The organism is Alkanindiges illinoisensis DSM 15370, from assembly GCF_000619845.1.
Taxonomy (GTDB): domain Bacteria; phylum Pseudomonadota; class Gammaproteobacteria; order Pseudomonadales; family Moraxellaceae; genus Alkanindiges; species Alkanindiges illinoisensis.
This window is the reverse complement of record NZ_KK211037.1, coordinates 19,663-32,701: the sequence shown is the minus strand read 5'-3', so window position 1 is coordinate 32,701 and position 13,039 is coordinate 19,663. Positions and strand designations below refer to the sequence as shown.

Below are 13,039 nucleotides of genomic sequence, written 5' to 3'. Positions count from 1 at the left end.
CTTATTGGCCGGCATAGCGCACCCCGAATTCAAAGACATGGCTTGCGCCGCTGGCAACTGCTGGAACGGTGCCGCTGATACTGCCGGACTGGCCAATGGCAGGCGCGCTAATGGTATTTGCAGTGCAACTGCTACACACTGGCGCAATCACCATTACGGTAGCAGCCGGTGTGGTATCCCGGAAGTTGAATGCGCCAATATTGAGTGCACCCTGATTTTGTACGGTCACACGGTACAGCACACACTGGCCGGAACCATTAGCATTGCGGCCAATGGTTAAGGTGGCAGCGGTATAGCTGCCCTCAGCCACGCCATCACAGTTATTATCCTTGGCTTGCAGTTTTGACAGGCGAATCTGGGTGGCACTAATGGTGGTAATGTCAGTGACCGAATCAATGGTGTTGTTACTGCCATCACGCATGATGATATTGGTGGTATTGACCACCCCTACCCCGCTGTAACCCGTGTTCTGTACCTTGGCGAAAATCCGCAACTGGGCACCTGCGGCAATCATGCTGCCATTAATGTTGTAGGTGCCATTAATCAGCAGGTCTGTGCTGTCAAGCTGGCCATTGTTGTTGAGGTCATAATACAGGGTAGTTTCAAAACCGGGCTGGTCGTTGCTAATGGCCAGATAATAGTTACCATTAAGTGCTGTTGCAGCGTTATTAATCAGGTTATGGCTATACACAATCGTGCCATTCGGGGCAATCTGTCCGCGCAGATCCGGTGTTAGCACCACGCTGCCAGTGCTATTCAGGCTGCTGATATTAATGGCATTCATCAGGGTATCAAAGCCGGGATTGCTGGCGTTATTACTGCTTACATAAGTGCTGGATGCCACCTTGAAATACACGGGAATATTGCTGGCAGTGGCTACATCAGCCTTTAATGTCACGACCGCGCAGTACAACTGGCTTTCACCATCAGCCAGCAGGCGGGTTTGCTGGATTTCACTGCCCAGCGTAGTACAGCTATTACTGGTTGACTGGTAAAAGCGAATGGCAGCCACACCCTGCGGCAAGTCCACGGTAGTAAAATTGCCATCGGCATCGGCGCTCAAGGCATACGCTGTGGGCGTCCCCATATGCTTGACTGACAATGGAAAAATTACCGTGCCCGATGAGCTCCCGGTGAGGGTTTTCCATGGATTGCCTGCATTCTTGATACTGCTATTGCCCGTTCCGTTGTTGCTGGTTTCCGGGCTGTTGGTTAAATCCACCAGTCGGCTGGCATCGGTAATGATGATACTGCCGCGATCTTCTACGGTATCGGTTTTGCTGCTGTTGCCCAGCGATTGCGCTTTTGGAAACAGGCTATAGCTGGTGGTAGCGCTGGCTGCAAAGGTGGTTGGGGTGCGTAACCTGACCACAATTTCCAGTTTTTCACCCGCCTGTAACAGTCCGGTATCCGTAATGCCGTCGCCATTGCTGTCCAGCAACGGCGTCACGCCATCGGCACGGTAGAATTCCACCTGATGCGGGGTTGGGAAATTGTCATTGGTAAAGCTTAGATTAAAACGGTCTTCACTATTGCCGGTGTTCCACACATAGTTCCTAAACAGCAGCTCGCCACCGGAGCTGACCGCAGGGGCTGTTACCAGATTATCGGCTGCAGCACTGCTGGCACTGGTAGAAATGCCATTGATTTCCACGCCATAACTGGGATTAATGGTTAAAATTGCCGTGTTACTGTTTGTGCTAATATCGGTGGTGGCCGCACTGTTGTCGTGGTCATAGCTCACCTGCACCGTGTTGGGAATACGGCCGGGTAATACTTGGTTCACCTTAACCTTAAACTGGATAAAACCGGAACTACCTGCCGGGACACTGGTTAATACCGCATTGATAGTATTGCCATTTAAATAATAATTAATCCCTGTTGGATCATTGCTACCAGTAGCAGGATCAACAATCTGGCCATTCCAGTTTTCAGTGCCATCATTCACATAGGAGAGTTGTGCAGCGTTAAGGGTATCACTGATGCTAACCTGCCCGCTGGCCACCACGCCGGGATTTTCATAATCCAGCCGCACCGTCACAATCTGGTTTTGATTAACGGTGCTGACTGAAAATGACTTGCGCACCAGAATCACGGCTTGATTGCTCACCGTACTGCGGTCGGTATTTTGCTGGGACTGGCTGCTGGTTTGTGAGGTGGCGGTGAGCTGGACATCACCAGTTGCCGCATTGCTGCTACCGGCTGGAATGGTGGCACCAACCAGCAAACCTATTGATTCACCAGCGGCCAGGCTATAACTGCTAATTGCACTGCCATCAGGAATGCCATCACGATTGGCATCCAGATACACCACAATACTGCTGTAATCAAAATTATCACCAGTCAGGTTGGCAGCAGTTAAATTGTAGCGATCCGTGCTGTTGCCGGTATTGCTCAGTTCATGCGAGAAAAATACCCGCTGGCCCGCAGTGGCTTGCACGCTACGGTTGGCGGTCAGGGTAAAGGTATAAACCGGAATAATGGTGGTTTGAACCAGGTTGGAGCGGCTGGTTTGCACCACGCTTGAGCCTTCTTCCTTATATTCACCAATAGCCATGTTGCTGATAATCGTGCCAGCCAGCGGTGCAGCATGTGCATCGTGGCAAAACAGGCTACCAATGCTTAACGCCAGCAGACCCAGTTGTGCCCATAAAAACCGTCTGGAACCAAAAGTCGCTCTAGTATTACAAGTGATCATGTTTAATTACCTTTAATCTCTAGCGCCTTAAGGATTAACCCGGATGGAGAAATACAGCGAAGCTTCCTGCTGCGGCAACAATGTGCCCACGTTACCGGCAATCTGGCCATTGGTGACGGTCACGCTGCCCTGACTGACACTCACGCCCGGTGGCGTCAGCAGGGTGGTATATACCGGAACCATATCCTGAATCACCACGGCATCCACTGCTTCAGCGCCCTCATTACGCACGGTCAGGCGGTACACCACACACTGGTTGGGTTTGACCTGAACGCCACTGGTGCTGTAAGTCAGACTGGTAAAATTGCTGCTGGCACACAGTTCATTTTTGGATTGTGACTTGGTCAGCCGTAACTGGTTGGGATTGACGGTGGTGCTATCGGTATTTTGCACACTGCTGGCACTTAAGCCGGTAACCTGCCCGGTTGGCGTCACCACAATCTGTACCTGACTGCGGATGCCATTAGTGGCCGTAGCGGGGGCCTGTACCTTAACCAGCAACTGCACCGCCTGATCCGGGCTTAAACCACTGGCTGCAATGGTATGCAGGTCGCTGGCAATGGGATCGGTACTGTCCAGCACCCCATTATTGTTGGCATCAAAATATAAGGTATAGCTAAAGCCATCATTGACATTCAAGGCTTGCAGGCTTAGCAGCACATCACCGGTATTCTGGCCTTCTGTCACTGCACCAGTATTTTTCAGGGTGTGCAAATAAACTGTGGTGCCGCCTGCACGTACCTGACCCTGCTGGTCATTGGTTAGCTCAAGACGGCGTGCCTGCGGCAAATTAACCTGATCCTTGATGACATCACCCTGCCCGTTGACTGGCGAAGCAATAGCAAACCACAGTGGCAATGCCGTTTGTGACGCATTAACAGGGGCAGTCACCACCGCACAGTAGGTCTTGCTGGTTCCAGCGGCTATAGTGCCAGAATTAACAATTTGCTGGCCCAGCGTGCTGCAACTGGCGTCCCCATTATAAAACTTGACATCCCAGCCTGTGGGCAGACTACTGGCTGTATTTAGCGTATTCAGGCTAATGGCACTGGCCGAGACAATCAGGTTGTAATTGTTGCTATTGGTGCCTGTGTTGTTAATTACCAGTGGAAAGGCAGTGCTTTGACCTGCCACTACAGACTTGGCCAGCCATGCACTGCCATTGTTGTCAATGTTACCAACGCCAGTACCGCTGCCATTGGCATTGGACAAATCGGTAGCGCCCTGAGTGGCAATCTGGTTGATCTGGTTGCGCACCGGATCAGACACCGTGCTATTGGTGGCAGAACGCGCCTGCACATCAATATTGATTACATTATTGCTGCTACAGGTGGGCGTGGTAATCACCACCACCTTGATCAGGCGCGCCTGACCACTGGCCAGCGCACCGGTATCCACCAGTCCGTCACCATTGCTGTCGTTTAGCGGACTTCTGCCATCAGCGGCAAAAAACTGTACTTGTGCACAGGCAGGTAGGTTGCTGGCCGAGTAGCTTAAATTATAGGTATCACTGGTATTGCCAGTATTCCAGACATAGTTGTCAAAGCTGACTTCTTGTCCGGCCACCACGCCGTTTTTAACAATCAGGTTGTCCGGGCTGCTGGCCGGATTGCCGTTATTGCTGCTGGACAGTGAGGTGTTGTTAAGTACCACACCCAGCTGGTCCTGACGGGTAAACACCACAGTATTGGTGGTGGTGGTTTTTACTGGCGTAGTATTACTGCCGTTATACTGGCTATAGTTTCCGGTATTGGGGATTTTCTTGTCGGCCGTACTACGAACCACTGCCTTAAAGCTTACCGAACCACTGGTTAACGGCGCAATACTGTCCAGCCCAAACTCAATCTGGCTACTGCCCACTAGTTTATAACTAATGCCCGTATTGTTGGCATTTACGCTGCCTTCATTGTCATCGGCATCGGTTAAGGTGGTACCGCTAGACCAAACCGCACTGTTAGTCTGATATTGCAGTGAGGCATTTAGCAGGTCAGTTAAGGACAAACGCCCGGCCGCAGTTCCGGTATTGGTATAGGTAAAGGTATAAGTAATAATGGCACCATTGCTGCCACTACTAATGCTTTGTGACTTGGTGACATTAATCACCGCCTGGTCCACCACAGTGACCACATCGGTGACCAGCTGGTTTAAGGCCGGATTTTGCTGGCTGGTAGCTTGCAGGCTAATGCTGGACTGGCTGGCGGCGGTGCTATTGACCGGGACTGAACCCACCACCACCACGGCCAGTGACTCACCGGATTCCAGACTCACCTGCGTGTTGTTCAGGTTGACATTGTCATCTGCAACGCCATCCTGATTGCGGTCGGCATAGATCGACAGGCCCATCATATTAAAGGCTGAACTCAGCTGGGTCAGAGTCAGCAAATACTGGTCCGCACTGTTCCCGGTATTGGTGAGTAAATGCGGAAAAGCCACCGGGGCACCCAGAGTTGCAACCTGCTGCTGGTTTTGTTGCAGGGTGAGTGCATAGACTTTCTGGATGGTCAGCGATACCGGATTGGAATTGATAACCTGTACATTGCCCTGTTCATCAACATAATCACCACTGGCAATATTGGTAATCTGGCTACCGGGAACCGGCAGAGCTTGAGCTGCCTGAGTGATCAGTAACAGGAGGCCGGTTAGCCCAGTCGTTTTTATCATTGTTGTGCTAACCCGTGTTTTAAGATGCCAAGGCCTGCGCATGCCTTACCTCATTCCAGTTTATTAAGGGTGGTGAGATCGCCTCACGAAAAATGTGAACTATTGCAAATTACGAGCAACATTTGTGTCAGGATAAACTTTATTTGATCCACTTAATTTTATCAATTGGGATACATGCTTTTACGATAAAATAACCAATACAACAGATAGGTAACGCTTCGTTATTTTTTGTTTAAATGGGTTAAATTTGTTATTACACTATCAGCATGCAGTATGCTGCCTGATTGATCAATTTATCAACAAATTTTTTCAGTAAAAAATTTTGCTTTTTCAATAGCTTTGGTGATCTTGTTAAGTTTAGGAGTTAAAAACCGGGCCTTTGGGTGTGGATAATGCGATGCAGAGGAGATATTTTTAAACTTATATTTTATTTAACTGACGGGTTAAATATCGGCTGGCTTAAAAACTGATGACCTGTCAGTTAATCAGTCCCTAAAATAAATTTATTTGTGCATAAAAGGACCACAGCGCAGTAGCCCTTTATCTTCAATTCAAGCAGTTTTGCTTAAAGCACAAAAATAAAAACCGTCGCCGCCCTGCGGTTGCGGTAACAATTGAATTCCGGCCTCCTGTGCTATTGCGCCTTCAATAGTGAGCAGCTGCAACCGGGCATCAGGATGGCGTGCCATAAATGCCAGCATTTGCTGCTGGTTTTCCTGCTTTAAAATGGAACAGGTGACATACAGCAAGCTACCGCCCACGTTTAATTGTTGCCACAAGTGATCCAGCAGTTTTGCCTGTAACTGTACGGTTTGCTGTACATCACCAGGCTGGCGTAGCAGGCGAATATCCGGGTGACGACGAATCACGCCTGTGGCCGTACAGGGCGCATCCAGCAAGATATGGTCAAACAGGGTGTCCGCTTGCCATATGGCAGCATCCGCAGTAATGACGTTGACCTGTGGGCCAGCCAGTTGCAAACGATTGAGGTTTTCATGTACCCGGCTCAGGCGCTTTTCATCATTGTCCAGTGCCACCAGTAAGGCCGGACTATTTTTTTCCAGCAGATGTGCGGTTTTGCCACCCGGCGCGGCACAGGCATCCAGCACACGCTGATCATTTAAACTGCCCAAAAAAGTCGCACAAAGCTGGGCATGCTCATCCTGTACCGAAAACCAGCCTTCAGCAAACCCGGGCAATTCTGTCACCTGCACCGCCTGCTGTAGCACAATCCCATCGCTGGACAACTGGCAGGGCGTTGCCGCAATGTTCTGCTGCTCAAGCGCCTGCAAATAGCCACTGCGTGACCGCTGGCGGCTATTGATGCGCAAGGTTAGTGGCGCTGTTTGCCGCAAGGTCTGGCTAATGTCATTAGCCTGTTGTGGCCAGTCTTTTTTTAGTTGTTGATATAGCCATTTTGGCAAGCCATGATGCTGGGTAAAACTAGCGTGAATGCTTTCCATTTCACGGGTAGCACGGCGTAACAGTGCATTGACCAGACCACTGGCCTTATCCAGCCGAAGCTGCTTGATGGCTTCAACCGTTTCACTAATGGCGGCATGCGCCGGAATGCGGGTTTGCAATAACTGGTACAGGCCCAGCAGCAGGGCAATATGTACCCGGCTGTCACTTAAGGGCTTGGCCAGCATGGGCTGAATCTGGGCATCTAGTGCAAACCAGTGGCGCAGTGTGCCCATCACCAGTTCGTTTAACAAACCCTTGTCCTTAACCGGGGTTTGTTCCAGCGCTTGCGGCAGAATCTGGTTAAGCGACTGTCCTTCACTCACCTGCTGCAACAATACAATGACCCGGGCACGCAGGTTCAGGCGTACCATTTGAGTCTGTGCTTTTTTAGGCTGTGGCTTTTTATGCTGTAGTGCTGTTCTGGCTTGTAGCTGGTTTTGTTTGAATGGATTCATTGCAGCACCTGCCCGGCCTGAATTTTTTGGGCCTGTAAGATTTGTACGTTATTTAGCGCCTTGCCGCCCGGCCATTGCAGGCTGGTGAGTTGTAATACCGTACGGTTGCCACACGCCACCTGCACCCCATGCTTGTCTACCTGAATGATCGTGCCCGCTGGCTGCTCACTTTGTGCATCACTCAACCGGGCTGACCAGATCCGTAAAACCTGTGCATCGCCCCTGTTATTCTCATTACCACTGCCACTCTCACTGCCACTATACAGCGTGCAAAATGACACTGGCCACGGCTGATAGGCGCGAATCTGGCGGTCAAGCTCGGACGCAGGCAGTTGCCAGTTAATCTGGGCTTCTGCTTTTACCAGTTTTTGCGCATAGGTAGCTTGCGCTTCGTCCTGCTGTTCACGCCGGGCCTGATAATCCTGCAAGGTTTGCAGACTGGCTAAAACCGTGGTAATGGCCTGACCGCCCTGTTGTGCCAGCTTGTCATGCAGGCTGCTGCTGGTTTCTGTGGTGGCAATCGGACAACTGCTTTTATACAGCATATCGCCCGTGTCCAGCCCCACATCCATTTGCATGATGGTAATACCGGTTTGTACATCACCTGCCAATAAGGCACGGTGAATTGGCGCCGCACCACGCCAGCGTGGCAATAGTGAGGCATGGATATTGAGGCAGCCAAAACGTGGAATGTCCAGCACAGCCTTGGGCAAAATTAGGCCGTAGGCTGCCACCACCATGACATCTGCCGCATAGTCCTTAAGCTGGGCTTGGGCTGCCACTCCTTCCTCACTGCTGCTTTTTAGGCTTAAGGGCTGGTGCACTGGCAAGCCATGTTGCAGCGCCAGTGATTTAACTGCCGAGGGAGTCAGCTTCTGGCCACGCCCGGCAGGACGATCCGGCTGGGTGTATACCGCCACAATCTCATGGCCTGCTTCAATCAGGGCTTGCAATGCGGTAGCGGCAAATTCGGGAGTTCCGGCAAAAATCAGCTTCACGGGTATATTCTGGGATCATGCTTAATGAATGGCCTATTATAGCCGACTCCTGACAGAAACTGGCGAATGCCAGATTTCAAACCGGAAAATGTTTTTCGCTACATAAAACTTAATCAATTAATCATTACGGGCGACGGGTTTAAGCTGGGGCCTTTTTGGGGCCGATATCTGGTCGTGGAACTGCGAAATGATGGGCATCAAAAAGGCTGATCTTTTCGTCGCCGAGCTGGAAACAGACGTTAAGGAAAAATATCAGGCCATTTATCCGTTATCCAGTCGTGAGCGTGATTTCTGGAATCACTACGGAATTGTACTCATGATTATGGCTATGGGCGCTTATGGGTATTATAAAACCCAGACTGACTAGAAGCCGATTTGTATAAGCACACTTCAGGCAGGGTTAGCAGCCAGAGGCTAACGCTGCCTTGTTTGCGATAACTGGCAAGCATCGTGTCTACCATTTAAATAAAATCAGGCTCAACGCCAATACTGCCATGCCACTCACCAGTCCATACACGGTTTCATGACCCTGTGCATAGCGCTTGGCGGCGGGCAACAATTCATCCAGTGCCAAAAACACCATCACGCCGGCAATCATGCCAAACACCGTACCAAATACCGTTTGCGATAAATACGGGGCCAGTAAGGCATAACCAATTAGCGCACCCAGTGGCTCGGCCAGCCCGGAAATCAGGCTTGCTCCCACGGCATACCATTTGTTGCGGGTCGCAAAATAAACCGGCACGGCAATGGCAATGCCTTCAGGAATATTATGAATGGCAATGGCTGCTGCCAGCGGCGCACCAATACCAGGACTGTCCAACATGGAAAAAAACGTGGCCAGTCCTTCTGGAAAATTATGCAGGGTAATGGCCACTGCCGTGAGCAGGCCAACCCGCTTGATATAAGCCGTATTGTGCTGTTGATATAAAGGATCGCTGGTTTCCAGTGCCTGATGCGGATTGGGGATCACATGATCCAGCAGCACAATGGCAAAGACTCCTGCCAGAAATGCCAGTGTGCCATAGGTAAAACCCAGCCGCTCACCATAAACATTGTTAAATGCGGCAATGGATTTGTTCAGGATTTCCGACAGCGACACATACACCATCGCACCACCCGCAAAGGCCAGCCCAAATGCCAGCAGGCGCGGACTGGGCTTTTTACTGGCCAGTACCAGACCGCTGCCAACCACAGTGGCAAGTCCGGCCGCCAGTGTGACCGCAAAGGCAATGATTAAGGTGGATGCTGCAATTTCAGGCATGAGATATATTCCAGACATGCTGTATCGTCACCATGAACCTGAGAGCCTAAAACTTCAAGTTCAGTTGATTAGGGATGTGTTGTCTGGGTGTCTCGTGCCTCCACGTGTCCGGTTGTGCTGCTTTTGCTGGACAATGCCTTGGGGGTGAATCAGGGGGATAATCTACCAGTCTGATTTATGCTGACCCGTTAAAAACGGGCTTACTCATCAGGATGACGGGTTAAATGAATAATTGCCGCCAGCAAGCCACCCCACAGCAGCACAATAGACAGTATCATCATAAATACAGCGCTGCTATTCATGACTGTTCTCCGGTGTGTGGATCAGGTTTAGCGTCTGGCGCTGCCGGGCTACGCGGCAAATATTTCAATAAAAATGCCCCAGCCAGACAGCACAATAAACTGCCCCAGCCAAACAGCATCACCAGCCAGCCCGGATAATTGCCATAGCCGCTGTTTAGCAGTTCATGTATGGTCAGGCCCAGTGCAATCAGCAGGCTTAAGGGCGTAACGATGATCAGTAGCAACTGCCAGAGCTTGCCCAGCTTGATACTGGAAATCTGGTTGCTGTGTTCGGTATAGTCATCCAGCTTGCGGCGCATCAGCCACGTTACCAGCGTAATGGACAGCAAGGCCCCCAGTACAATGCCAATATTGTTGATAAAGTGATCAACAATATCCACCAGCGAAATCGCATTGGCAGTAGAAAACAACAAGATCGACAACAGTGCGGTGCCACCCCCAATACCCAGCACGGCCTTTTGCCGGCTGCAACCGGTCTTATCCTGAAAGGCACTAATCGGCACTTCCATCACGCTCACCAGTGAGGTTACTCCAGCCACCACCAAGCAGCTAAAAAATAGGAAACCAAACCAGTCACCGCTACTGCCCAGGCTACTGATCAGTTGCGGGAAGGCAATAAAGGCCAGACCAATTCCGCCACTCACTACGTCCTTAACCGGAACACCTTGTGCATGTGCCATAAAGCCCAGTGCTGAAAACACACCAATGCCAGCCAGAATTTCAAATGAGGAATTGGCCAGTCCCACCACCAGCCCAGCGCCAGTCAGGTTGGCTTTCTTGCCCAGATAAGAGGCATAAGTCACCATGATGCCAAAGCCGACTGACAAGGAAAAAAAGATGTGTCCGTACGCGGCCAGCCACACCTTGTAATCCGTCATGGCTTGCCAGTTTGGGGTAAAAAAAGCATTTAAACCTTCCACCGCGCCCGGCAGGCGCACCGCCTGCACCACCAGAATCATAAACAGCACAATCAGCAGCGGAATAAAAATCTTGTTGGACAGCTCTACCCCACGCTTGACCCCCAGATACAAGATCAATAGCACCAGCGCCCACATGCCCACAATCGGAAAAAACAAATGCGGAATAATCTCAAAGCTTAAACTGCTACCGCCATTGCTTTGCAGGTAATCCTGCATAAAAAACTGTTCGGGATTGCCCTGCCATTTTTGCCCAAAGGAAAAATACACATAGCTGGCTGCCCAGGCCAGCACACTGGCGTAATACATGCCAATAAACAGGCATACCATCACCTGCCACCAGCCCAGTGATTCGGCTTTTGGGGTAATTTGCTGATAGGCCAGTGGTGGCGAGCGCCGGTAGCGGTGCCCTACAATATAATCCAGAAATAGCAAAGGCAGGCCTGCAGTGAGCAGTGCAATCAGGTAAGGCAGCAAAAATGCACCACCGCCATTTTCATAGGCAACATAAGGAAAGCGCCAGATATTGCCCAGACCCACTGCAGAACCTACGGCTGCAAAAATAAAGCCTGAGCGCGCTGACCAGTTTTCACGCACGTGTGACATGCTAAACGTCCTTGCCGGATATCATCAATAAGCGAGGAATTATACCTAAAACCCCATTGCTGCCCTGTAGCCCCTCGGCAAAAAAACTGCCCCGGGCGTTCATCGTTATTTGGTCGTATATCTCATAGTGGTGATTTGTGCTATGACCACCCTGAAACAGGCTTTTTCGCCAGGACAATTCATCTTGCCATGGCGTTGGATTTACTGGCAGCAAGTGGCTTACTGCTTGATCACCAGCACCCGTTCTTCGGTCATGTCCAGCACTGCCGCATGAATGCCTTCACGGCCCAGTCCACTGTCCTTGACACCACCATACGGCATGTTGTCCACCCGGAAAGTCGGTACGTCATTGATAATCACGCCACCCACATGCAGGTTATCCCATGCCTTAAACATTTTGTTCAAATCGTTGGTATAAACCCCGGCCTGCAAGCCAAAACGGCTCTGGTTAATCCGTGCGATGCCTTCATCAAAATCACTGTATTTTTCCAGAATCACCACGGGGCCAAAGGCTTCATGCTGGTACACATCGGATTCTGAATGAACATTTTCTAGCACGGTGGCTTCCAGCATGACCCCACTAATTTCACCACCCGTGAGCAAACTTGCGCCTTCATTCACTGCTGCATCAATCCAGCCTTTTAGCCGTACGGCTTCTTTTTCCTTGATCATTGGCCCAACCACCGTGTCAGTTAACGCCGGATTAGCCGCTTTTAAGGCTTTGGCACGTGCCACAAACTTGGTTTTGAGTTCATCATAAATTTTTTCATGGGCCAGAATACGCTGCACGCTAATGCACACCTGCCCAGCCTGCCCAAAGCTACCCGCAATCAGGCGGTCCAGTGCCTTGTCCACATTGGCATCTTCTTCCAGCATCACCGCAGCATTGCCACCCAGCTCCAGCACCACTTTCTTGCGGCCAGAACGCGCTTTCATGTCCCAGCCCACCTGATCCGAACCAGTAAAACTCAGCAGCTTAAAGCGGTCATCGGTGACCATGATATCAGCGGCATCGCGGTGGCACGGCATGATGGAAAATGCACCTGCTGGCAAGTCGGTTTCTGCCAGCACTTCGCCAATAATAATGGCGCTAATAGGCGTCAGGCTGGCTGGCTTTAGGACAAACGGACAACCTGCCACAATGGCTGGGGCAATTTTATGCGCAGTTAAATTTAAGGGAAAATTAAACGGGCTAATCAGGGATACCGCACCCACTGGCACACGCTGCACCATGCCGCGATAACTGGCTGCGGCTTCGGTCACCGCCAGTGGCATCACCACACCCTGATCCATTTGCGTGACCGCATCGGCGGCCAGCTGAAAGGTACTGATCAGGCGTAAAACTTCGGCTTTGGCTGACCCTATCGGCTTGCCGCCTTCAATCACCAGAATCTGCGCCAGCTCATCACTGCGTTCTTTAAAGCGCTGCACACAATGTTGCAGGATTTTTTGTTTTTGATAAGGCTTTAATGCAGCCATGGCCTGCTCGGCATTGACTGCTGCAGCTATCGCCTGATCTAAGGTCTGGGTATCGGCCTGTGCCACACGGCTTGCCACCTTGCCGCTAAATTTGTCAGTCACCTCCAGCCATGATGTCGTTTCGACGGGCTGGTTAGCCAGATACAGGGGATACTGGGCTTTAAGTTGAAATGGCTGGCTCATTTGCGGTCCTTG

Annotated in this window: 9 protein-coding genes; 1 reads left to right on the top strand and 8 read right to left on the bottom strand. The window is 50.9% G+C overall.

Annotated features, from left to right (window positions below; translation table 11 throughout):
* Position 1: 1 nt before the first annotated feature.
* The 4 genes from Q337_RS19045 to fmt all read right to left on the bottom strand — a co-directional run bounded on the left by Q337_RS19045 (position 2) and on the right by fmt (position 8,276).
* Positions 2–2,698 (bottom strand): hypothetical protein, encoded by a 2,697-nt coding sequence (locus Q337_RS19045; RefSeq protein ID WP_051526915.1) that lies wholly within the window; start codon positions 2,696–2,698, stop codon positions 2–4.
* A 27-nt stretch (positions 2,699–2,725) separates the two neighbouring features.
* The gene (locus Q337_RS0114415) at positions 2,726–5,359 is read right to left on the bottom strand and encodes a DUF11 domain-containing protein (protein ID WP_026472182.1); all 2,634 of its coding nucleotides are present in this window, start codon (positions 5,357–5,359) and stop codon (positions 2,726–2,728) included.
* A 551-nt stretch (positions 5,360–5,910) separates the two neighbouring features.
* Entirely contained in the window at positions 5,911–7,194 is a 1,284-nt protein-coding gene (gene rsmB, locus Q337_RS0114410; protein ID WP_026472181.1) for a 16S rRNA (cytosine(967)-C(5))-methyltransferase RsmB, read from the bottom strand.
* Between the two features lie 80 nt (positions 7,195–7,274).
* Positions 7,275–8,276, bottom strand: a complete 1,002-nt coding sequence (gene fmt / locus Q337_RS0114405; RefSeq protein ID WP_026472180.1) for a methionyl-tRNA formyltransferase — start codon at positions 8,274–8,276, stop codon at positions 7,275–7,277.
* A 187-nt stretch (positions 8,277–8,463) separates the two neighbouring features.
* Here fmt and Q337_RS0114400 point away from each other — a divergent pair, with 187 nt between their 5' ends.
* Positions 8,464–8,643, top strand: a complete 180-nt coding sequence (locus Q337_RS0114400) for a hypothetical protein (protein WP_026472179.1) — start codon at positions 8,464–8,466, stop codon at positions 8,641–8,643.
* A gap of 87 nt (positions 8,644–8,730) precedes the next feature.
* Here the strand turns inward: Q337_RS0114400 and zupT are convergent, their stop codons facing one another.
* The 4 genes from zupT to Q337_RS0114380 all read right to left on the bottom strand — a co-directional run bounded on the left by zupT (position 8,731) and on the right by Q337_RS0114380 (position 13,027).
* Positions 8,731–9,540: a zinc transporter ZupT gene (zupT, locus tag Q337_RS0114395; protein ID WP_026472178.1), complete on the bottom strand. Its 810-nt coding sequence runs from the start codon at positions 9,538–9,540 to the stop codon at positions 8,731–8,733.
* Positions 9,541–9,740: 200 nt separating this feature from the next.
* Positions 9,741–9,842, bottom strand: coding sequence for a methionine/alanine import family NSS transporter small subunit (locus Q337_RS18690; protein ID WP_084494872.1), 102 nt, complete (start codon positions 9,840–9,842; stop codon positions 9,741–9,743).
* On the bottom strand, positions 9,839–11,365 hold the full coding sequence (locus Q337_RS17940; RefSeq protein ID WP_084494871.1) for a sodium-dependent transporter: 1,527 nt from the start codon (positions 11,363–11,365) through the stop codon (positions 9,839–9,841). The genes Q337_RS18690 and Q337_RS17940 overlap by 4 nt, the downstream gene beginning before the upstream one ends.
* 219 nt (positions 11,366–11,584) lie before the next feature.
* Complete coding sequence (locus tag Q337_RS0114380) at positions 11,585–13,027, bottom strand: aldehyde dehydrogenase family protein (protein WP_026472177.1); 1,443 nt, start codon at positions 13,025–13,027, stop codon at positions 11,585–11,587.
* Positions 13,028–13,039: the final 12 nt, after the last annotated feature.